Genomic DNA, 21,662 nt, shown 5'->3' on the forward strand with positions numbered 1-21,662 from the left:
CTACTAATTATTCATAGAATGTACACCTAACACCTAACTCAAGTGAAACTATTTATGCGTTTCTAACGTGAGGGCAGAAATAGCTGGACAGTAATTGGTTCGAGCTGGTCGCAAGTAGTGCTCAAATGCTTGCGGCGAGCCTCTTTAAAGCCTGTAGACCCGCTGTGCCCGCGCCTGGCTTGGTGCAGCGCTAGCTACTGCTATTGGCCGCTAACCTTAGGCGCAGCCTAGGACTTCAAACTTGGCGGCCCGACCTTTGCGGAAAATTTTCGCATGTATCCAACCGTCGCTATCCGTTCGTCGCGCAGCATCGACTGGCTCACGGTACTCCTGTACTTGGCGCTAGTGGGCCTAGGGTGGGTGGCCGTATACGCGGCGTCCTACGCACCGCCCGCCCCCGATGCACCCGCCGTGCACGCACTACGCGACCTCAGCTTCTCGGAGCTGATGGCTTTCAACTGGTTTAAGCAGCTGCTCTGGATGGGCACTGCCGTGGTGCTCATTGTAGTGCTGCTGGTGGTCGATTATAAGGCATACGATACCCTGGCTTATGTTCTCTACGGCGGTATGATACTGCTGCTAGTGCTCACCATCTTCATTGCCAGGCCCATTGCGGGGTCGCGCTCGTGGCTCGAGTTGGGGCCGGTGCGCTTGCAGCCGGCCGAGTTTGCTAAGTTTACCACTGCGCTAGCGGCCTCGCGCTTCATGGCCGGCATCAACCTACGGCAGCAAAACTGGCGTGACCAAGCCGTATTGGCCGGCCTCACGCTGCTGCCAGTGGCGCTTATTCTGGCTTCCAACGAGACGGGGCAGGCGCTCGTGTTTGCGGCCTTGCTGCTGGCGTTTTTCCGCGAGGGTATGTCGCCGCTTATCCTGCTGCTGCTGGCGGCGGGGGGCGTTATTCTGCTGCTGGCGCTGCTGGTGCCCAAGCTGTGGCTGGTCATTGCCTTTACGGTGCTGCTGCTGGCCGCTTTCGGGCTCAACTCGCGCTTGTGGCGCCACCACTTGCCTTTAAGCCTGAGCGTGTGGGCAGCGGTTATCGGCATGGTATTCGGGGTCGATTTTTTCTTCAACCACGTATTGCAGCCCCACCAGCGCCAGCGCATCGAGATGCTCATCGACCCCGGCAAAGACCCCCTAGGGAAGGGCTGGAACGTGACCCAAAGTAAAATTGCTCTCGGCTCGGGCGGCTGGCTGGGTAAGGGCTTTTTGAAGGGTACGCAAACCAAGTTCGACTTCGTGCCCGAGCAGAGTACCGACTTTATTTTCTGCACAGTAGGGGAGGAGTGGGGCTGGGTAGGCTGCTTGGTTGTGATAGGGCTATACCTCACGCTGCTCTGGCGCATTCTGCTGGTGGCCGAGCGCCAAAAATCGGTGTTTGGGCGTACCTATGGCTACTGCGTAGCTAGCATTCTATTTGTGCACTTCACCGTGAACCTAGGGATGACCATGGGCCTGATGCCGGTGGTGGGCATTCCGCTGCCGTTTTTCAGCTATGGCGGCTCGTCGCTGTGGTCGTTCACCATTCTGCTCTTTACGCTGCTGGCCCTCGATGCCCACCGCAAGCAGGACTTGCTGCGCTGAGAATGTGCAGTGCGAATAAGACTACAGGAGCAAGGACCGCCACTTGCTCACCTAGTTACCTGGCCTAGTCCCCAGCCTTATTTCCCTAAATAGTTGTCATCCGTCGAAGCAAAAGCCGGCTCCGTCGACTAGCTACTCAGAAGGAGAAGCGTGCAAATCACCTTTGTAATAGGTATCGCACTACATCTTCTCACCTTCTACTTAGCATGGAAAGAAAGCATTTTCTCAAGAGCCTCCTCATGGGGGCAGCATCGGCCCCGGTATTGCTCGCTGCCTGTGGCAAAGACGAGGTGACGCCGAGCACGATCACCACAACCACTACCGGTACGGGCACCACTACTACCGGCTCGAGCAGCTGCACCGTGGCGCCCACCGAAACCGAGGGGCCGTTTCCGACGCACACGCCTTCCTCTTACGTGCGTAGCGATATCACCGATGGCCGCACGGGCTATAAGCTGACTGTTAAAATCACGATAAACAGCAGCCCCAACAGCTGCGCAGCCCTAGCTGGGGCATTGGTTGACATTTGGCATTGCGACGCCCAAGGCAATTACTCGGAGTATGGCGGCACTGGTATGCAGAGCACTAACTATACAAGCGTACACTTCTTGCGCGGCCGCCAAACTACCGACGCGGCGGGCCTGGTCACGTTCACCAGCATCTTCCCGGGCTGGTACTCGGGCCGCGCCACTCACATCCACGTGCACGTGTACAACGCCAGCGGCACGTCGCTGAAAGTGACCCAGATAGCCTTTCCTGAAGGCACGGGCACGGCCCTAGCCGCCGTCAATGGCTACGCCAAGGGCCTGAGCGGCTACACGTATAATAAATCGGACAACGTATTCAGCGACGACACAGCGGGCGCGGAGATTGCCACCGTAACGGGCAACACCACCGATGGCTTCGTGCTCACGATGGCTATTGCCGTGTAAAAAATGGGTTATGGAAGTAAGAGGTAATAAGCTGTGAGTAATCTTCAGTCTGTCAGCTCTTAACAATCCATTGCTGCTTCCTACTAGCTAAAAACGATGCCGACCCGCACCATTACGCTTGCTTACCGCAAAGTGCTCGATGTTAACTCTCCCAAGCCATGGGACAAGCTGGTGCTGGCCGACAGCTACCGCGAGCTGCGGATGCAGGCGCAGTTGTATAACCCTGGCGGGCAGTACCGCACGTTTGGCGAGCTGCTGCACTACGTGCCCGGCGCCGAGAAGCTGCATTTTCTGGTAGGAGGCTCTATTGGCGGCTATGTGCAGCAGCTGAAGGGAGTAATGCCCGACATTGTGAACAACGTAGGGCGTTACTTTCTGAAGTTCACGCGCTATCAGTTCGAGCTGATTAACTCGGACCTGCACGACCCAAGCAAGCATCAGGTAGCCATTAACTTCTATACTGAGCCGCTGCACTGGCACGATACCATTGCGTCTTATTTGCTCGTGTCGGATGCTACCGCGCCGGCCGAAGCTAACGGCGAAGTCCTGACGCATCTCTTTCAGCTACAGCCCTACCTCACTATCCATTCCTTGCGCCCGGCCGAGCCCGCAGCTACTGTAGGATGATAACGCAAGTTCCAGGCAAAATCTATGTGGCCGACCAGCGCGGGGTAGTCGAAAACTCGCATTTTCGGCGCCAGAGCACATTCAGCTTTGGCGACTACCAGCACGCATATAAGGAGCCCGTTGGCCGCCTTTATGGGCTGAATGAGGAAACGCTGGCTAGGGGGCATGAGGTAGAACTGCCCGTAGCACAAGACTCCTATGTAGTTGTGTTACCTATTACGGGTACCGTCGCTTACAGCATAGGTGGCGCGCACGGCACGGTGGAGGTTGGCACGGTATTCACAATTTCGGCTCCCGCGGGCACGCTACTGCGGCTGCGAAACCCTTATGCCCACGAGTTGATTAGCTTTTTGCACCTCTGGGTGCGCGCTTCTACACCACTCACGGCGCCCGCCGTGGGCCTCGCAACGGTATTTGAGGAGCTCCCAGAAAACGAGTTGCTCGAACTGGTTGGGGAGCGCACGCAGGACCGGGCGCCAACGCAGTTCCAATTGCCTTTTAGTTTTAGCCTATGTCGGTTTATGGGGCGGCAAGAGGCTGTATACCAAGTGAAGCAGAAAGGCAGCCAACTAGTGGCCTTTGTACTGGCCGGGGCCTTTGAGCTAGAAAGCCGCTTGCTGCACGAGAAAGATGCCTTAGCACTCTGGGAGGTAGAAGCCATTGAACTGGAAGCCCTCAGTAACCACGCCATTGTCGTGCTGCTAGAGCTGTGGCCGTAGCCTAGGCCTACCTAGGAAGCGCCTGCCGAGCGAAGCGGTCCATGGCCGCCTGCGCTACCAACGCTAGCGCCGCTGTGAACACTGGCGCAAACAAATAGCCCATACGCCCGAGCTCGCTTGATAGCAGCATGTGCACGACTACCACGGCAAACAGCAGCGCCTCGGCCCAACCCAGTACCGGGGCTAAAGCCCGCCGCCCAGCGGGCCGCCCCAAAGCTAACAGCACGGGCAGCGTGAAAAGCCCAAAGATGCTCAGTAGCTCGCCTAGGCCCTTAGGCGAAGCTGCCCGTCGCAGCGAATACAGGATGTTCTCGCGGTGCGCCAGCGCGTTGGTAATGGTATCAGTATGCGCCGCCCCGGCGGCAGTATCAATAAAATAGTGCACTGCTCCGAGGGCAGCTACCCCCACCGCCAGCGCAGCTAGCTGCCCACGCCAGCCTAGGGCCCGCCGCCCATACCAGCCTAGCCAGGGCAGCAAAAACACAAATGATTCTTTAGCCAGTGGCCCCACCAGTAGCGCGGCGGCCACCGCCCAGCCTGCCCCTGGCCCGCGCCGCCAAGCGTAGTAGCTGAGCCCAAACACCAGTAGATACAGGCTATCGACTAGCGGCAGGCCAGCGATGTACTCGGCCCAACGGCTACTAAGTACCGCCAGCAGCGCCACGCCTACGGCCCCCGTGCTGGCACCCGCCAGCCGGGCCGCTCGCCACCAGGTAGCCCCCGCCGCACCTAGGAGGGCACAGTTTACCAAGAAGAAAGCAAAACGGCGGGGCCACTCGCCGGCCGGGCGCTGCGGCCATATCTTGCCGTATACCCGCGCAATGGGCTGGGCCAGAATACCCGCAGCGGCTGGCACCAGCACCCGGTAGCGGCGCGTCACGTTCACGCTGTCGAAGCGACCCGCCGCTAGGCGCAGGTAACTGCGGGTATCGAGCGAGTGCGAGAAATCGTAGTGCCGGTACATGGGATAGGCCAAGTTGAGCAGCATGCCTAGGCCCAATGCCCATGGCAGCAGCCAGCGCCGCCCGCGGCCGGGCTCTAGCAGCTTTGCCAGCCCGAGCATCCCCTAGGTGGTAGCAAACTTGCGCTCAATCAGCTTGAGCAGTTTGCCCACGTGCTCTTCCTTGCGGCTCCAGTCGTGGCTATTGGCTAGTTCTTGGCGCACATAGGCCATAGCAGCATCGGCCGTGGGCAGCGAGTCGAGGTGCTGAATAGCCGCATGATACTCCATGTTCTCCCCATTAAACAGCTCATTGATAAAGCTAAAGCGCTGGTTGATGGAAATAGCTTCGCGCAGGCTGCCAACTTTGGGGGCGCTCCGCTCGGCTAGTGGCGAGGCGCCGCCCTGGGCTGAGTGGCGCAGTGTGCTGGCCAAGGGTGAGGCAGCTGTTGGCTGCGTGGCCTTGAGCTTTTCATAGAGGGGCACCGCATTCGTGGGTGCTGGCTCTTCGGCGGGTGGTGCAGCAGGTGCCGGAGACTCGGGGGCGGGGGGCGTAGATGGCTCTGCTGACGCGGGTGCTGGAGGAGACGCTACTGGAGTCGGCGCCGGGGCAGGGGCTGGCGCTGGAGTAGCTACAGGTTCGCTAGCCGGGGTAGGAGCGGGCGTAGCTGGGCCATCATCCCACAGGTCGGCCTCGGTGAGCGGCAGCAGGGCGCTGAAGGCAGCTACTAGCCGTGGCATGGCATCGACGGCCTTGGTGTGCTTGGCTTGGTAAAGCGCGAAGCGCTGCACCAAGAAGTCGCGGCTCAGCGGGGCGTTGCTGCTGGGCAGGCTATCCACAAAGGCTTGGTAATACTCCTTGTCTTGGTCGAGGTAGCGGAGGGCGTCGCGCAGCTCAGTCACCGGCACCGGTTCGTCGGCATCGGCGCTGGCGGCGGGCAGCAGCAGGCGCTCGAAGGCCAGGGCTGGGTCGGCAGCCAGCAGCAGCGTATCGGCCGCGGCTTGGGCCAGCAGGGGCTCTAGCGCCGCCCGGTCGAGGCGAATGTGGCGCGAGAGCACGTTCATAAACTGCGTGAGTGCCGTGCGCACCGCCTCAGCCTCAAAATTGAAGTAGGGGCTCCGAAGCTGCTGCGCTTCATGCTGCCAGCGACCTAGCAACTGCCGCACCACCAATAAGTTGAGCTGCCGAATGGGCGTAAACTTGAGCAGCGCCGGGCCATCGAGCGTGGCATCGGGCTGAGGGCCAAAGTGCTGCTGGCACAGCCGGGACGCAAGCCGGCGGCCGTATTGCTCGCACTTGGCGAGGCTATAGTTATCTTGCATAAAACCGCCGGGTGGTTCCGGCCTTTTCGCCGCCAAGTTAGCCACAAATGCCCCTGCTGCACCTTACCAACCTGCCGGGCCCGCCCGTAGTGGTGCCCGCCGGCGCCACGCTGCTAGCAGCTATTCAGCGGGCTGGCCACGACTGGCGCCACGCCTGCGGGGCCAAGGGCCGCTGCACTACGTGCCGGTTGCAGGTGCAAGCTGGGGGCGAGCACCTCACGCCCCGCACCGAGCCCGAGTTGCGCTACCTGGCTGCTGGGCGGCTGCTGCCACACGAGCGCCTAGCCTGCCAAGTGCGCCTGCCCCAAGGCGAAGTAACTGGCCAGGTGCCCGAGGCCACCAAGCTGCCGCACGTCGAGTACATAGGGTGAGTAGGCGAGCTGCCGAAAGCCGTCTGGATTGGGTTCGTTTAGCGGCTGGGCTACCTTTGTTAGGCGGTTGTAAATTCGCTCTGTTGACTTTCGCCCTTGTTTCGTTTTTGCCGGTGAGCTAGCACCTAGGGCTTTCGCCCACCTGCTTTCTTTCCTCATTATTGCTTTATCTTGTTTACCGAGCCTCATCGCCCCGTTGATTTTTTGCGCCGCCGTGGGTGGCTGGAAGTAGTGTGCGGCTCTATGTTTTCGGGCAAGACCGAAGAGCTTATTCGCCGCCTTACCCGGGCCCGCATCGCGCGGCAGCGGGTCGAAATCTTCAAGCCGGCCCTCGATACGCGCTACCACGACCAAGATGTGGTGAGCCACAACCACAATAGCATCCGCTCGACGCCAGTGCAGTCGCCCTCCGAAATTTTGCTGCTGGCCGGTGGCGCCACCGACGTGGTGGGCATCGACGAGGCCCAGTTCTTCGACGACTCGCTGGTAGATGTATGCCGCCGGCTAGCCGACGCGGGCACCCGGGTCATAGTGGCGGGGCTCGATATGGACTACCTAGGGCGGCCTTTTGGTCCTATGCCCGCACTGTTGGCCACGGCCGAGTTTGTGACCAAGGTGCATGCTGTGTGCGTGTGCTGCGGCGAGCTGGCAGCGTATTCCTACCGTCTTTCGGCCAGCGAAAGCCAAGTGCTGCTGGGCGAAGCCGACGCCTACGAGGCGCGCTGCCGGCCCTGCTTTTTGGCAGGGCCTGCGGCCCGGCCGGCCATCGAGGCAGCGCGGGCGGCCCAAGCAGCGCGCTAGTATCGGTGCTGCGACTGACTTCTTCCTAGGGTGCCGCGGCGTAAGCTAGGCGCACTAAGGCCATCAGCCGGGCGTTAGGGTCAGGCATTTTGTTGCTTCTGCTTTTTTGCTGCTTATGCGCTACTTCTCCCCGTTGCTGTTGGTTTTATGGGTGCTTGCGCTGGCGGCCCGCGCGCAGGGCGTGGCCTACGGCGACTGGCAGCTGCACTTGCCAGCAGCCCGTCCCCTGATGCTGGCCGATGCCGGCAACCGTCTCTACGTAGCCGATGCGTCGTCGTTTTATTACTACGACAAGGTGCTGAATACTACGCAGGCGCTCTCGCGCCGCGAAGGCCTGAACGACGTGGGCGTGAATGCCGTGGCCTATGACTCGGCCAGTAGCCAAGTCATTGTGGCGTACCAAAATGGCAACATCGACCTGCTGCGGCCCGATGGCACGGTTAAGAACATAACCGACGTGCTACGCAAAGCGGGGCAAGCAACCAAGACCATCACCCAAATTCAGGTGTACAATGACCTGGCCTACCTAGCGAGCAACCTAGGGCTTATCGTGCTAGACCTGCGCAGGCTCGAAGTGCGCGATACGTACAGCGCTATCGGGCCCAACGGCCTGGCCGTGATAGTGTACGGTACGGCTATTGTGCATGACACCATTTTTGCCAGTACCACGCAGGGGGTACTGCGTGGCCGCCTTAGCGCAGCTGTCAATCTGCTCGACTACCGCAGCTGGACCAAGGAACTACCTAACTCTAGCTTGCCAGCCGATACGTATCGGCAGCTCGCCACCTACCGGGGGCACGTCTACGCGCAGTCGAGCTATCGGGGCGTCTACAGCTTGGCGGGCACGGGTGGCGCCCGCGCTTGGCGCCCGCTGCAAGGTAGCTACGGCACCAATGCCCGCCGCCTGCGCCCTAGCGCTACGGGCCTGCTAATAACCTTCGACGATACCGACCTGCGCAGCTTCAACCCCAAGACGGGGGTGCTGAGCACGGTGCTGCCCAAGGCCGCCCTAGGTACCTATCCGTTTGACGTGGTGCGCGACGCCGACGGGACTATTTATGTGGCCAGCTACGACCGTGGCTTGTTGCGCTTTGCGGCGGGCAGTAGCGCTCCTGAAGTAATCAGGCCCAACGCCCCCGCCACGGCCGAGGCTTATGGCCTGCTGGCCGATGCGGCTACTAATTCAGTTGTAATATTCAGCGGGGCCTACGATGGTAATAGCGGGCTGCAATTTGGGCGCCGCAATGGCTTCTACGAGTACCGGGCGGGCCAGTGGACTAATTATACCACAGCTAATTACCCGTCGGCCACCGACTTTCCGAACCTGCTCGATATGTCGCACGGCGCGCGCACGCCCGATGGCACGCTCTACGTGGCCAGCTATGGCAATGGCCTGCTGCAGTGGCAAGGGCCTGGGCAATTCAAGCAGTACACCTTTGGCACGCCGGGCGCACCGCTGCGCAGTACCCTCGACCCCGACCAGAGCTATCTTGACTATGTGCGCGTAACGGACGTGGCCGCCGACCCCAGCGGCAAGTACCTCTGGCTGGCCAACCGCCACGAGCGGATAGGAATACCGGGCCTCTACCGCTTCCGCCCCGGCCCCAATACCTGGCAGGTGGCCCCTTATTTTCCTGGTTCTCAAAACTTCGACCGGGTAGTGGTCGATGCCTATGGCAATCCCTGGGCCGCGCAGTCGCGCAAGGGCGGCGCGGGCTTAGCCGTATACGATACCCTTAGCCGTCAGGCTATTACTTTCAGTACGGGCACTACCGTCAACCAAGTGTATGGCATGGCCCGCGACCGCATTGGCAGCATCTGGATTGGCACCGGCGATGGCGTAGCGTACTTCAGCGACCCTAGCCAAGTAGTAAGCTTCCTGAGCGGTACCAGCAGCCTAGGTAGCGCAGGCACCTTTACTACGCCCATTGTGCAGCGTGGCACGGGTACCGGCTACCCGGCCCTCTTTAATACCATCGTGCGCTGCATTGCCGTAGATGCGGCCAATCGCAAGTGGATGGGCACACCTAGCGGCCTCTGGCTATTTAATGCCAACGCCGACGAAGCCCTGCTGCACTTCACCACCGCCAATAGCCCCCTGCCTAGTAACAGCATTGTGGACGTGGCCGTGAACGACAAAACCGGCGAGGTCTTCGTGGCCACCGATGGCGGCGTGGTCAGCTACCAGGGGTCGGCCACCTTTACCGACGAGGCGCCGAGCTGCGCCGAGGTGTTTCCTAACCCTGTGCAGCCCGATTTTGCTGGCCAAGTGGGTATCCGTGGCTTGGTCAATAACGCATACGTGAAAATAACCGACGTGGCGGGCCACCTCGTGTATAGCACCCGCGCCAACGGGGGCACTCTCACCTGGGACCTCAACGATGCCCAAGGCCGGCGCGTGCGCTCGGGTGTGTACCTAGTACTCACCTCTGACGCCGACGGCAAAAATAGCTGCGTCAGCAAAGTGGCCGTATTGAGCCGCTAGGGGGAGGAAATTCAGCAAATAGCAGTTGTTAGATGGAGGCAACGCAACGAAGCCATCACCCTAGGTGCGCCGCGCGGACGCGAGTGCTTTGCTGAATGCTGAGCCGCCTCACAATGACCCTTGTTTTATAACCGCCCACCTCGCTTCTCATGTTAATAAAAACCCGCGGCATCGTCCTGAGCTTTCTCAAGTACCGCGAAACCAGCATTATTGCCCGCATTTATACCGAGCGGCGCGGGGTGCAGAACTACATCGTGAACGGCGTGCGCAAGGCCAAGCCGCCGGGGCGTATCGCGCTGTTTCAACCTCTCACGCTGCTCGAGCTAGTGGCCTACGTGCCGCGCCAGGGCAACGACCTCACGCGCCTGTCCGAGTTTCGCTGCGCCGAGCCTTTCCGCACGCTGCCCTACGAGATGCGCAAGAGCAGCGTCGCGCTGTTTTTATCGGAGGTGCTGAGTAAATCGGTGCGGGAGGAAGAAGAAAACGAGCCGCTTTTCCGCTTCCTGCACGATTCTATCCTGGCCTTCGATGAGCAAACGATAGGCACCGAGAATTTTGCGTTACTCTTTTTGCTGCACTTATCGGGCTACCTAGGGTTTGGCGTAAACACTGGCGCCGAGCTCATGGACCAGATAGTGCTGGCTGGCACCGCTATGGGTCCTGGCCAGGGCAGCGGCATCGCCACTGTGCGTTTGCGCGAGTTTGAGAAGTACTTCGATGAGTTGCTGCACACACCGGCCGCTGTCAGCATTCCCAATGGTCAGGTGCGGCGCGAACTGCTTACGGTGCTTATTCGCTACTATCAGCTCCATGTTGAGGGGCTAGGCGAAGTCAAGTCGCTCGACATCTTGAGCGAGGTGCTGGGTGGCTAAAAACCAACAGTGCCTACCAATAAAAAAGCCGCTTCCAATTATAGGAAGCGGCTTTTTTTGTCCTAAGTACCTTGTGGAGCGCTGCTTAAAGCCAACCCCGCACTAGCGCTATTTCTTCTTCACGGGTGCTTTTTTAGCTGGGGCTTTTTTCGCACCGACAGCTGCCTTTTTCACTGGCGCCTTGGCTGCTGTCTTGGCTGGCGCGGCAGCTTGCGGTGTTGCTTCACCTTTGACATCGATGAGCTCCACGTCAAAGCTCAGATTAGCATTCGGCGGAATGTCGCCGCCCGCGCCGCGCTCGCCGTACCCTAGAGCCGATGGAATGTATAGCGTTGCCTTGCTGCCTTTAGGCAGCACCGCTAGGCCCTGGTCCCAGCCCGCAATGACCTGGCCCTGACCTAGTACGAAGTCAAACGGCGTGTCGCCGTGCTTAGCCGTGGAGTCAAACTCCTTGCCCGTTTCCAAGATGGTGCCGCGGTACTTCACACTCACCGTCTGGCCCGGCTTAGGCACCACACCCGTGCCGCGCTTAGTGATGACGTACCACGTGCCGCCCGGCGTTTTCTTAGCCTGCGAGGCGAGGTTTTTCTCCTTAAAATATGCCTGTATTTTAGCGTTGTCTGCCGCTACCTGCTTGGCAGCGCGGGCTTTGGCGGTGCGCTGCATTTCGGCCATCATGGCCTGCTGGCGAGCCTGCATCTGCTCCATTGTCACCAGCTCTTTGGCCGCCACCGTCAGGCGCAGGGCGTTGCCCGAGCGCTTGATGAAGGGTGGCACCGCCTGCCGCATCTGGGCAAAGGCCGTGTCGGCATTGAAGCGAAAGACGGCGCTGTCGCCGGGCAGCAATAAGCCCATAGCCTCCTCTATCGAGCCCGGCTTGGTGGTGGGGGCTAGGCCCACTGGCACGGGCTCGGGCCGCAGTCGGCGCGAGGCCATCAGTACTGAGTCGCGGTCGGTGCGGTACTCGATGTACACCAGCAGCACCTGCCCGGCGCGACTAGCGTAGGGCGCATCGCCGGCAGGTGCCAGCACCCTAGGGACATAGCGCCCCGCTGCATCGCGCCGAAATAGTTGGTACTGCGTAGTGCTGCCCGGAAGGGTCGCAAAGCCGGGCGCTGGCGTGGTTTGAGCTGCTGCCCCCTGGGCTAGTAGCAAAGTGCTCAGCAACAAAAAAATAAGTCGCATAAAACTTGTTGAAAAGAAAGTAGGGCAAGGCCGCAAAGCAAAAGTGGTGCCTTGGCGCAACGCCTAGGCACCACTCGCGGCCTCTCCTCGCAAGAGAGAAAACAAAACCGCCGCACCCCACAGGGCACGGCGGCAATGAGTACTTAAGTGCTTACTGAGCTGGGCCAGTAGGGCCGGCTGGCGCAGCCGGAGCATCCTTGATGCCTACTAGCTCCACGTCGAATCGCAGGGGCGAGTTAGGTGGGATAGCGGCGCCCGAGCCGCGCTCGCCATAGGCCAGCGACGACGGAATGAGCAGCGTAGCCTTAGCGCCCTTGTTGAGCAGCGCCACACCTTCGTCCCAGCCCGGAATAACCTGGCCCCGACCTAGGGGGTATTCGAAGGGCTTGCCGCCCATGCTCTTAGCCGACGAATCAAACTCTTTGCCATCGAGCAGCGTGCCGCGGTATTGCACGCTCACTAGCTGGCCGGGCTTGGCTACCGGGCCCGTACCGGGCTGCGTGATAACGTAGTACACCCCGCCTGCCGTTTTCTTGGCGCTGGTCAGGTTATTTTTCTTGAGGTAGTCTTGCAGCGTTACCTCGTCTTTTTTGTTCTGCGTCTCAGCGTAGGCTTGCATTTGCTTTTGCTGCTCAGCCATCATTTTCTGCTGCAGCGTCTGCTCGAGGGCCTGCTCTTCTTGCGCCGTGATGAGCTTGTCGGTCTTCACGTTGATAACAATCACGTTGCCGCTCTTCTTGAGGAAGCCGGGCACCGGGCGGCCCTGGGGCTTGAACAGCGAGTCGGCATTGAAGCGGAACACGGCGCTGTCGCCGGGCTGCAGCAGCGAGAAGGCCTCGTCGGGCATGCCTTTACGCTTCACTTCCATCATGGGCATGGGCACAGCCGTACCAGCAAATTTCTTGCGCGTGTCTTCCAATACCGAGTCTTTGCCGGTGCGGTAGTACAGATAGGCCGTCATAAACTTGCCTATCCGGTCCTTATAAGTAGGGTCTTCGCCGTTGGCCACCTCGCGGCGCTCGTACTTGCCGCCTACGTTCTTGAAAATCTTGTACTCAATCCCCGACTTGGTTTTGTCGAAGTCGCCCCCGCCTTTGTTACACGAGGCAAGGAAAGAGGCCAGGCTGAGCGCACCGGCCGCTAGGGCCAGCTGCCGGGCCCCGCGGGGCCGGAAAGAAAACTGCATGAAAACAGAAATTATTAGGAATACAGAACAGATACGAGGCCAAAGTTAGGCCACAGGCGGCGCAACCGCTACGGGCACGGCAGGTGTGCTCACTAGCTGCGCCTGGTAGGTGGGCAGCAGCCCCAAAAAGCGCTCTACCGTGGCATCTAGCGACTGGTAGCTGACGCCGCCCGAGGCGTTGTGGTGCCCGCCGCCCTCAAAGTGGCTACGCGAAAAGTCGCTCACCGAGAAGTCGCCCACCGAGCGGAAGGAAATCTTGACCGCCGAGCCGCGGTCGATGAAGATAGCCGCAAACACGATGCCCTCAATGCTAAGGGCGTAGTTGACGAGCCCTTCCGTATCACCGGTTTTGCTGTCGTAGTCGCGCAGCTCCTGCTGCGTCACAGCGATGTAGGCCGTATTAAACTCACGCTTTACCGTTAGCTTATCCTTCAAGATGTACCCTAGGAAGCGCAGTCGAATCTCGGAGTGCGAGTCGTAGATGCGCCGGTGCACCGAAGCCAAGTCGATGTGGGCATTCAGCAGCTCGGCAATGATGAGGTGCACGTTGCGCGACGTGCTAGGATGCCTAAACGAGCCCGTATCGGTCATAATGCCCGCGTAGAGCGCCTCGCCCATGCCTTGGTCTACAAGGTCTTGGTCGCCTAGGTCCCGGATTATCTCAAACACCTGCTCGGCCGTAGCCGCCGCCTGGGGGTTCGAAAAGCTCACGTCGGCGAAGCTTTCGGGGCGCTGGTGGTGGTCGATGAGCACTTTGGTGCCCGACGCCTGCCGCACATACTCGCCTAGCTCATTGATGCGGGCTAGGCAGTTGAAGTCGAGGCAGAAGATAAGCTCGGCGCGGTTCACGAGGTCGCGCACTTGGCGGTCGTTTTGGCGCGGTTCGTATACCACTACCTCATCGTTGCCCTGCATCCAGTTGAGAAAAGCTGGGTAGTCGGACGGCGTGACCACCGTTACCGAATGGCCTTTTTTCTTGAGATAGCTGGCCCAGGCCAAAGAGGAGCCTAGGGCATCCGCGTCAGGCTTGTGGTGGGTCGTAATGAACACCTGCTTGGGCTGAGCCAGCAAGGCCTGTAGTTCGGAAACTGAAGTGGACATCGACTAAGTGAATGGCCTGCAAATGCGAAAAAAAGCGGATTGGGCTAACTGAGAGCAAATAGGCCGGCAAAGGTCGGCATGAATTAGGTTTCAACAAGCGTAGTGCCTGGGAAGGTTCGCCCGGAAGTGAATAAGCGCCCGGCTCCGGCTACCTTTGCGCCCCCAACCCCATTTTACCCGAATAACCGAATGGCAACCAACCGCACCTTCACCATGATTAAGCCCGATGCCGTGGCTGAAAACCACATTGGCGGCATCCTGAGCATGATTGAGCAAGGCGGCTTCCGCATCGTGGAGCTTCAAAAAGTAAACCTGACGCCCGAGCGCGCCGGCGAATTTTACGCTGTGCACAAGGAGCGTCCCTTCTACAACGACCTCGTAAAATATATGTCGAGCGGCCCCATCGTAGCTGCTATTTTGGAAAAAGACAACGCCGTAGCTGACTTCCGCACCCTCATTGGCGCCACCAACCCGGCCAACGCCGAGGAGGGCACCATCCGGAAAAAATATGCCAAGAGCATCGAGGCAAACGCCGTACACGGCTCGGACTCGGACGAGAACGCACAAATCGAAGGCGAATTCTTCTTCGGCAAATAAGCCCGCTAGAAACGCTGCTTAAAGCCAAAAAAGCCGCTCTGCACAATGCAGAGCGGCTTTTTTATTATGCCGAAATTAGACTTTTTTTGTGCTGATTTTGTGCTAAGTGAGTTCCCTAAGTACGGTTGAAGCCAATGCGGCTATGTCCTTTAGGTTCGCTCACGAAAGTAGCATCTTCACGGTTGTAAATGTCGGCCAGCGTCATAGCCTCGGTTACGGGCGTGGTTTGGCCTAGAAGACTCGCCAATGCCTGGGCTTTAGGTTGTGCCAGCGCCTCAAAGGCATAAGACGCGATGAGCCGCCCTTTGCGCAGTAGCGCCTTGTCGATGCGGGCTAGGTCGGCGTTAAAGGTGCAGATAATCTGAATGTGAAATCCGTCAGATAGCAGCCCATCGCTGAGGTTGAGCAGATTGCTCACCGCGTTGCTGCCGGTAGCGTCACGTTTGGTCAGCAACTCCTCGGCATCCTCGATGAGCAGGATAGAGTTAGTGTTATCGTGCAGCAGGTTAATAAATTCGGGGTCGGCGATACGAAGTGCCAGATTAGGCGGAATGAACAGCTTGGGTTTGTCGGTGAGGCTGCACAGGTGCCGAATGTAGCTGGTTTTGCCAGTACCGGGCGGGCCGTGCAAGATTACCAGGCCCTTGTCATCAGGCTTCTGTAGACGCTTCACGATGGCCTCGTGCACGGGTAGCAGGTCATCGTTGTAATTAACAGCGAGGTCGAGAGCCGGAATCTTGATGGGTAGGGGCGAAAATTCCAGGTCTTTAGTCATCAGCCGTAACACCTGAATGCGTTGGCGCTCTACCTGCCCACCGTGTAGCTGAGCAGTCAAAAGGTCCCGTATGCGAGCTAGGGCAGTAGCATCGGTATGGGCAGAAAAATACAGTTGGGCACCTTGGTCGCCATACGCTCCATTATCTTGGAAGGAGAGTAGGAGATAGGGCTCCAGCGCAAGCGCAAAATACTGCCATTCTGGAGCCTTATCTAGCTCCTCTATATAAACCGATTGAGTAACAGTAGCTTCCTGAATAGAATAAAACTCGGCCAAAGCTACTAAAATCGTTTCGCGGGCTTGAGCCGAAACTAGCTGATAAATCTCGCGACGCGGCAATTCGCCGAAGGAGGCGTAAAACCAATTATTAAGCTGCAAGCCGCCATTAGCGCCGAAGAAATTAGGGAGTGCAGCAGGGGCAGCGCTAGCCGCCGACGGCGGAGAAAGTGTCATATACAACTAAAACAGATGTACAGTTAAGCCGCCACGGCTGGCTCTGAATATTTGTTTTCTAGTTCTTGCGGCTCGTGCTTGTGTTTGAAAATGAACACAAATAGTACGGCAATCACTAGTGCATAAGCTGCGAAGGCCAGCCAGATGCCGTGCCAATCCTTGTTGCCAGCAGCATCGGTGAAGTAGTTCTGAATGACTAAGCCACTTATCGAGCTACCTAGGACGGCCCCAAAGCCGTTGGTCATCATCATAAACAAGCCTTGGGCACTGGCCCGAATGCTAGGTTGCGTCTGGGTCTCGACAAATAGCGAGCCCGAGATATTGAAGAAGTCGAAGGCCATGCCATACACGATGCAGGACATGATAATCATCCAGAGGCCGCTGCCGGGATTGCCGTAGGCTAATAGACCAAAGCGCAGCACCCAGGCTATCATACTAAATAGCATCACCTGCTTGATGCCGAAGCGCCGCAAAAAGAAGGGAATAGCCAAGATAAACAGCGTTTCGGAAATCTGCGAAATAGACATGATAAAGGCCGGGTGCTGCACCGAAAGCGTATCGCGGTAGGCAGGCACTTTATCAAAGTCGTGCAGGAAAGTATCACCGTAAGCATTGGTGAGCTGCAACGCGGCACCTAGGAGCAGCGCAAAAACAAAAAAGGTAGCCAGCTTGCGGTCGCGCAGCAAGGCAAACGACTTCAGGCCCAAGGCATCAACCAGCGAGCGGCCCGAGGCGCCCTTAGAAGGCGGAGGGCAAGCGGGCAGCGTAAAGGAATAGAAACCCAGCAACAGCGCCGCCCCGGCGGCTACATAAAACTGGTTAGCCGACTTCTCGAAGCCTAGGAACGTAACGGCCCACATAGCCGCAATGAAGCCAATGGTGCCCCAAACCCGAATGGGCGGGTAATCCTTCACCACATCGAGGCCTTGGCTTTTCAGTGCCGAGTACGACACGGCAATGGACAGGGCCAGCGTGGGCATGTAGAAAATCATGTTCAGCAGGATAACCCAGAAGAACACGCCAGGGTCCGTGACAAACGGAATGCAGCAGAGGGTGACACCACCTAGCAGGTGTAGCACACCGTAGAGCTTTTCGGCATTCACCCACTTATCGGCCACGATGCCCATGAGCGAGGGCATGAAAATGGACGCGATGCCCATGGTCGAGAAGATGGCGCCAAACTGCGCCCCCGACCACTGCTTAGTCTGAAACCAGTACGCACCAATCGTAATCAGCCACGCGCCCCAGATAAAAAACTGGAGGAAGCTCAGAATAGTAAGACGCAGCTTGATGCTCATGCAGGCACAAGTAAAAATGTTGAAAGTAGCTTTTGTTGTTAAAGATACAAGTTAACCTACCAGAAACACAGTGGCCCTACTTCCGATTAAAGCTGTTTGGGTCTCATTATTAAGCGATTTTGGTACCTAGAAACCAACAAAAAGCCCACCGGCGCGGGGCCGGTGGGCTTTTTGTTAGCTAAGCGAGTGGGCCTAGGCGGCAGCGTAGCGCTTGTTCACCTCTTCCCAGTTGATGAGGTTGAAGAAAGCGGCGATGTAGTCGGGGCGCTTATTCTGGTACTTGAGGTAGTAGGCGTGCTCCCACACGTCGAGGCCCAAAATGGGCGTGCCTTTGCAGCCCGAGTCGGGCATTAGCGGGTTGTCTTGGTTCGGGGTCGAGCAAATTTGCAGCGAGCCACCGGCTTGCTTGCACAGCCACGCCCAGCCTGAGCCAAAGCGCGTGGTAGCAGCTTTGGTGAACTCTTCCTTAAACTTATCGAACGAGCCGAACGACTCGTTGATTTTAGTAGCCACCTCGCCGGTGGGCTGGCCACCACCGTTGGGGCTTAGGATGGTCCACCACAGCGAGTGGTTCCAGTGACCGCCGCCGTTGTTGCGGATAGCTGGGGTAGCCTTGGCAATGTTTTGTAGGATATCCTCTAGGCTCTGGTTTTCAAACTCAGTGCCCGCGATGGCGGCATTGAGGTTGGTAACGTAGGCCTGGTGGTGCTTGGTGTGGTGAATTTCTTGGGTCTGGGCGTCGAAAGTAGGTTCGAGCGCGTCGTAGCCGTAAGGCAATTTGGGCAGTTCAAAAGCCATGGTGCGAGAACGTTTTAGGGGTGAAAACGGGGTGTTCCGTATATAACCCGCAACCCGCTGTTGGGGTTGCGGCGCTTCAAAAGTAGTTTACCTCCGCTTGCCCCGAAAAAAATCTTGCATAAGAGCGGCGCACTCCACCGCCAGCACTCCGCTGCGCACTTGGGTGCGTGGGTGTAGCAGGCTAGGGCTGTGCCGCCGGTAGCCCACCTTGGGCTCCTCGGCCCCGTACACGACCTGCCGCAGCTGAGCCCAAGCGCTGGCTCCGGCGCACATTACGCACGGCTCAATAGTGACGTAAAGCGCGCAGGCACCTAGGTACTTATTACCCACAAAATTGGCAGCTGCTGATAAGGCCAGCATTTCGGCGTGGGCCGTTACGTCGCGCAAGCGCTCAGTTTGGTTGTGCCCGCGTCCAATTATGGTATTGTCTAGCACCACTACTGCGCCAATGGGTATTTCACCTTCGGCTAAGGCTTGTTGAGCTTCGGCCAGCGCTTGGCGCATGAAGTACTCGTCGGTGAGCACTATTTCAGGCTGATAGCACTCTGCACAGCCTGGGCCACCGGCCGCCACTGCGCCTGCTCCTCGGCCGGGGCCGAAAAGGAGAAGATATACAACTGCTCGCCCTGCACCGAATATTGGATGTATTCGTATTTCTTGAGCGTAGCCAGTGCGTTACTACGGCGGCTATCGCTGAGCGTTGAGACAAACTCTAGGGCCACAAACTCGCGGCCGTTCACCTTGCGCACTTCCTGAGTTAGAAATTCTACCTTCGTGTACAAACGCTGAATGCTGGCTTTGTACATGGGCAGTAGCACGTTGTAGTCGGGCCCAAACATCGTCGGCCGCACGGCCACACTATAGTCTACTTTGCCATTGGGGCTAGTATACACGGCCAGCGGCTTGCGCGGTGACGGAAACTTGACCGCAATGCCTTCATCGGGTAGCGGCGTAAAACCCTGCGGCACCCCTACCGAGAGGCCCGGCGCTACCTTCACCGACGTGAGCTTGGGCTTGGGAGCAAAGCTGGTAAGCGCAAGCAACGAGCAAAGGAGGACGAGAATTTTCATAAGTAGGGCAAAAATAGAATACACCCGTCAATGCGCGTGTAGCGAAGCAATCGCACCTAAGTGGGTTACTTGGGTGCGATGATTTCGCTACACGCGCATCGATGGTGCTTTTAGTAGCTAGGACTTACGGGTCGGGTACTTAATCCGAACCTTCTTCCAATACACGTAATTGCCTGTTTTAGCTTCTACCAAATACGTGCCCGCCGAAATATGCCCTAGGTCCACTGGCTCGCCGGTATTGTTTTGCGGGTCTAGCTCTTGCTGGTACACCACTTTGTTTTTGTAATCCGTCATCACCAGCGTGCCGGGCTTAGTGAATTGCTGCGTGAAGCTTAGCATCACGCTGTTAGAGTTTGGCTTAGGGAAAATATCGATGCCCGAGAGCGTCTCTACACGCCGGATGGGACCATCTAGCGTCACGGCTGGTGCCTGGCCTTTGGTTTTGACCTCAGCGCCGCTCTCGTACTTGTTTTTAGTCTTGACTTTCGTTTGGGCCTGGGCCACGCCGGCCGTGAGCAAAGCGGCCGCCAGGGCCAGCGAAGAAAGAGATTTCATATCGAAATAGAAGAAAAAGGATGCGGCGCATATGCAGCTTCTAGCTTCCTTTTACATACTTCATACCAAACTAAGCAGTTGCTGCTCGTCAACTCGAACTAACTTTGCCCCAATTTGGCCCGCCTTCCAAAGGGCGGCCCCATCCGAGCACAAGCAGCCTGCGCAACAGGCGTATCTGCGCAATCCGTTTAATCCGTTATAATCTGCGGTCCATGTTGAGAAGTCACACCAACGGCGAGCTTCGCCAAGAAAATGTCGGTCAAACCGTTACGCTAGTGGGCTGGGTACAGCGCACCCGCGACAAAGGCGGCATCCTTTGGATAGACCTGCGCGACCGCTACGGCATCACCCAGCTGGCCCTCGAAGAAGGCGTAGAGAGCGAAGAAGTGCGTGAAAAAGCGCGTACCCTAGGTCGCGAATTTGTGGTTAGTGTGACTGGCAAAGTGGCCGAGCGCTACTCCAAGAATGCGCACATTCCGACAGGCGACATTGAGGTACGCGTCGAGCAAATCGAGGTGCTGAACCCCGCCAAGCTGCCGCCCTTCCTCATCGAAGACGAAACCGACGGTGGCGACGAGTTGCGCATGAAGTACCGCTACCTCGACCTGCGCCGCACGCCCGTGCGCAACAACCTGATGCTGCGCCACAAGATGGCCCAGGCCGTGCGCCGCTACCTCGACGGCCAGGATTTTATTGAAGTAGAAACGCCCGTGCTCATCAAGAGCACGCCCGAAGGTGCCCGCGACTTTGTGGTGCCCTCACGCATGAACCCCGGCGAGTTTTACGCCTTGCCGCAGTCACCCCAGACATTTAAGCAGCTGCTCATGGTGTCGGGCTTCGACCGTTACTTCCAGATTGTGAAGTGCTTCCGTGACGAAGACCTGCGCGCCGACCGCCAGCCCGAATTCACGCAGATTGACTGTGAAATGGCTTTTGTGGAGCAGGAAGATATCCTCAATACCTTCGAGGGCCTGGTACGCTACCTGTTCAAGGAAATCAAAAACCTCGATTTCCCGACCGTGCCCCGCATGGAGTACGCCGATGCCATGCGCTGGTATGGCAACGACAAGCCTGACGTGCGCTTCGACATGAAATTTGTGGAGCTGAACGACGTAGTAAAAGGCCAGGGCTTCCCAGTCTTCGATAGCGCCGAGCTGGTGGTAGGCATCAACGCTGCGACCTGCGCCGCCTACACCCGCAAGCAGCTCGACGAGCTGACCAATTTTGTGAAGCGCCCGCAGCTTGGCGCTACGGGCCTTGTGTATGCCCGCGTAGAAGCCGGCGGCGTGGTAAAATCGTCGGTCGATAAGTTCTATCCGCAGGAGGAATTGCAGAAGTGGAAAGCCGCCTTCAATGCTAATGAGGGCGACCTGCTGCTCATCTTGGCTGGCCCAGCCGACAAAACTCGCAAGGCCCTGAGTGAACTGCGCCTCGAAATGGGCCAGCGCCTAGGTCTGCGCGACAAGGACACGTTTGCTCCGCTGTGGGTTGTCAATTTCCCGTTGCTCGAGTACATTGAGGAGGAAGGCCGCTACTTCGCCATGCACCACCCCTTCACTTCGCCCAAGCCCGACGACCTGCACCTGCTCGATAATCCTGAGACCATCGGTCAGGCTCGCGCCAATGCCTATGACTTGGTTATCAATGGAGTGGAAGTGGGCGGCGGCTCCATTCGTATTCACGACCGCGCTGTGCAGGCGCGTATGTTTTCGCTGCTCGGTTTCTCGCCTGAGGAGGCGCAAGCCCAGTTTGGCTTCCTGCTCGACGCCTTCGAGTACGGCGCACCACCCCACGGTGGCATTGCCTTCGGCTTCGACCGCCTGTGCTCGCTCTTCGGCGGCGCCGATAGCATTCGCGACTTTATTGCCTTCCCCAAAAACAACTCGGGCCGCGACGTGATGATTGACTCGCCCTCGCCGATTTCGGACAAGCAGCTAACCGAACTGAGCATCAAAACGGCCGTGGTTGCGAAATAAGACCTAGGTGCCAT

The 21,662-nt window shown here is 58.4% G+C and carries 21 protein-coding genes; 10 read left to right on the forward strand and 11 right to left on the reverse strand.

Features of this window, described 5'->3' with window-relative positions; translation table 11 throughout:
* The first annotated feature begins 273 nt into the window (after window positions 1-273).
* The 4 genes from rodA (at window position 274) to FNT36_RS22230 (ending at window position 3,862) form a co-directional block, all read left to right on the forward strand.
* The gene (rodA, locus tag FNT36_RS22215; protein ID WP_144852329.1) at window positions 274-1,584 is read left to right on the forward strand and encodes a rod shape-determining protein RodA; all 1,311 of its coding nucleotides are present in this window, start codon (window positions 274-276) and stop codon (window positions 1,582-1,584) included.
* Between the two features lie 206 nt (window positions 1,585-1,790).
* On the forward strand, window positions 1,791-2,516 hold the full coding sequence (locus FNT36_RS22220) for a dioxygenase family protein (RefSeq protein ID WP_144852332.1): 726 nt from the start codon (window positions 1,791-1,793) through the stop codon (window positions 2,514-2,516).
* A gap of 96 nt (window positions 2,517-2,612) precedes the next feature.
* Complete coding sequence (locus FNT36_RS22225) at window positions 2,613-3,143, forward strand: hypothetical protein (RefSeq protein ID WP_144852335.1); 531 nt, start codon at window positions 2,613-2,615, stop codon at window positions 3,141-3,143.
* Window positions 3,140-3,862, forward strand: coding sequence for a pirin family protein (locus tag FNT36_RS22230; RefSeq protein WP_144852338.1), 723 nt, complete (start codon window positions 3,140-3,142; stop codon window positions 3,860-3,862). Before FNT36_RS22225 ends, FNT36_RS22230 begins: the two co-directional genes overlap by 4 nt.
* A gap of 7 nt (window positions 3,863-3,869) precedes the next feature.
* Here the strand turns inward: FNT36_RS22230 and FNT36_RS22235 are convergent, their stop codons facing one another.
* Both FNT36_RS22235 and FNT36_RS22240 read right to left on the reverse strand, forming a co-directional pair.
* The gene (locus FNT36_RS22235) at window positions 3,870-4,925 is read right to left on the reverse strand and encodes a hypothetical protein (RefSeq protein WP_144852341.1); all 1,056 of its coding nucleotides are present in this window, start codon (window positions 4,923-4,925) and stop codon (window positions 3,870-3,872) included.
* Window positions 4,926-4,928: 3 nt separating this feature from the next.
* Window positions 4,929-6,125, reverse strand: a complete 1,197-nt coding sequence (locus FNT36_RS22240) for a hypothetical protein (RefSeq protein ID WP_144852345.1) — start codon at window positions 6,123-6,125, stop codon at window positions 4,929-4,931.
* Window positions 6,126-6,172: 47 nt separating this feature from the next.
* Between FNT36_RS22240 and FNT36_RS22245 the strand changes: the two genes are divergently transcribed.
* The 4 genes from FNT36_RS22245 to recO all read left to right on the forward strand — a co-directional run bounded on the left by FNT36_RS22245 (window position 6,173) and on the right by recO (window position 10,654).
* On the forward strand, window positions 6,173-6,496 hold the full coding sequence (locus tag FNT36_RS22245; protein WP_144852348.1) for a 2Fe-2S iron-sulfur cluster-binding protein: 324 nt from the start codon (window positions 6,173-6,175) through the stop codon (window positions 6,494-6,496).
* Window positions 6,497-6,667: 171 nt separating this feature from the next.
* Window positions 6,668-7,297, forward strand: coding sequence for a thymidine kinase (locus tag FNT36_RS22250; RefSeq protein ID WP_233636155.1), 630 nt, complete (start codon window positions 6,668-6,670; stop codon window positions 7,295-7,297).
* Between the two features lie 115 nt (window positions 7,298-7,412).
* The gene (gene porZ / locus FNT36_RS22255) at window positions 7,413-9,782 is read left to right on the forward strand and encodes a type IX secretion system anionic LPS delivery protein PorZ (protein WP_144852351.1); all 2,370 of its coding nucleotides are present in this window, start codon (window positions 7,413-7,415) and stop codon (window positions 9,780-9,782) included.
* Between the two features lie 149 nt (window positions 9,783-9,931).
* A complete protein-coding gene (gene recO, locus FNT36_RS22260; RefSeq protein WP_144852353.1) occupies window positions 9,932-10,654 on the forward strand; it encodes a DNA repair protein RecO in 723 nt (240 codons plus the stop codon).
* A 108-nt stretch (window positions 10,655-10,762) separates the two neighbouring features.
* Here the strand turns inward: recO and FNT36_RS22265 are convergent, their stop codons facing one another.
* The 3 genes from FNT36_RS22265 to FNT36_RS22275 all read right to left on the reverse strand — a co-directional run bounded on the left by FNT36_RS22265 (window position 10,763) and on the right by FNT36_RS22275 (window position 14,126).
* Window positions 10,763-11,839, reverse strand: coding sequence for an FKBP-type peptidyl-prolyl cis-trans isomerase (locus FNT36_RS22265; protein WP_233636156.1), 1,077 nt, complete (start codon window positions 11,837-11,839; stop codon window positions 10,763-10,765).
* A 151-nt stretch (window positions 11,840-11,990) separates the two neighbouring features.
* Window positions 11,991-13,025, reverse strand: a complete 1,035-nt coding sequence (locus FNT36_RS22270; protein ID WP_144852356.1) for an FKBP-type peptidyl-prolyl cis-trans isomerase — start codon at window positions 13,023-13,025, stop codon at window positions 11,991-11,993.
* Between the two features lie 45 nt (window positions 13,026-13,070).
* The gene (locus FNT36_RS22275) at window positions 13,071-14,126 is read right to left on the reverse strand and encodes a DHH family phosphoesterase (RefSeq protein WP_144852358.1); all 1,056 of its coding nucleotides are present in this window, start codon (window positions 14,124-14,126) and stop codon (window positions 13,071-13,073) included.
* Between the two features lie 189 nt (window positions 14,127-14,315).
* Between FNT36_RS22275 and FNT36_RS22280 the strand changes: the two genes are divergently transcribed.
* A complete protein-coding gene (locus FNT36_RS22280; protein WP_144852360.1) occupies window positions 14,316-14,723 on the forward strand; it encodes a nucleoside-diphosphate kinase in 408 nt (135 codons plus the stop codon).
* 115 nt (window positions 14,724-14,838) lie between these two features.
* Here the strand turns inward: FNT36_RS22280 and FNT36_RS22285 are convergent, their stop codons facing one another.
* The 6 genes from FNT36_RS22285 to FNT36_RS22310 form a co-directional block, all read right to left on the reverse strand.
* The gene (locus FNT36_RS22285; RefSeq protein ID WP_144852362.1) at window positions 14,839-15,951 is read right to left on the reverse strand and encodes an AAA family ATPase; all 1,113 of its coding nucleotides are present in this window, start codon (window positions 15,949-15,951) and stop codon (window positions 14,839-14,841) included.
* 23 nt (window positions 15,952-15,974) lie between these two features.
* Window positions 15,975-17,249 carry a nucleoside permease gene (locus tag FNT36_RS22290; protein ID WP_144852364.1) on the reverse strand — a complete coding sequence of 425 codons (1,275 nt, stop codon included), beginning with the start codon at window positions 17,247-17,249 and terminating at the stop codon, window positions 15,975-15,977.
* Between the two features lie 192 nt (window positions 17,250-17,441).
* Window positions 17,442-18,047 carry a superoxide dismutase gene (locus FNT36_RS22295; protein WP_144852366.1) on the reverse strand — a complete coding sequence of 202 codons (606 nt, stop codon included), beginning with the start codon at window positions 18,045-18,047 and terminating at the stop codon, window positions 17,442-17,444.
* Window positions 18,048-18,134: 87 nt separating this feature from the next.
* Window positions 18,135-18,572, reverse strand: a complete 438-nt coding sequence (locus FNT36_RS22300; RefSeq protein WP_394348955.1) for a nucleoside deaminase — start codon at window positions 18,570-18,572, stop codon at window positions 18,135-18,137.
* The gene (locus FNT36_RS22305; RefSeq protein ID WP_144852368.1) at window positions 18,572-19,117 is read right to left on the reverse strand and encodes a hypothetical protein; all 546 of its coding nucleotides are present in this window, start codon (window positions 19,115-19,117) and stop codon (window positions 18,572-18,574) included. The genes FNT36_RS22300 and FNT36_RS22305 overlap by 1 nt, the downstream gene beginning before the upstream one ends.
* Window positions 19,118-19,234: 117 nt before the next feature.
* Window positions 19,235-19,672 (reverse strand): T9SS type A sorting domain-containing protein, encoded by a 438-nt coding sequence (locus tag FNT36_RS22310; protein WP_144852370.1) that lies wholly within the window; start codon window positions 19,670-19,672, stop codon window positions 19,235-19,237.
* Window positions 19,673-19,884: 212 nt separating this feature from the next.
* Between FNT36_RS22310 and aspS the strand changes: the two genes are divergently transcribed.
* Window positions 19,885-21,648, forward strand: a complete 1,764-nt coding sequence (aspS, locus tag FNT36_RS22315) for an aspartate--tRNA ligase (protein ID WP_144852372.1) — start codon at window positions 19,885-19,887, stop codon at window positions 21,646-21,648.
* Window positions 21,649-21,662: the final 14 nt, after the last annotated feature.

This window comes from Hymenobacter setariae (assembly GCF_007713685.1).
Lineage (GTDB): Bacteria > Bacteroidota > Bacteroidia > Cytophagales > Hymenobacteraceae > Hymenobacter > Hymenobacter setariae.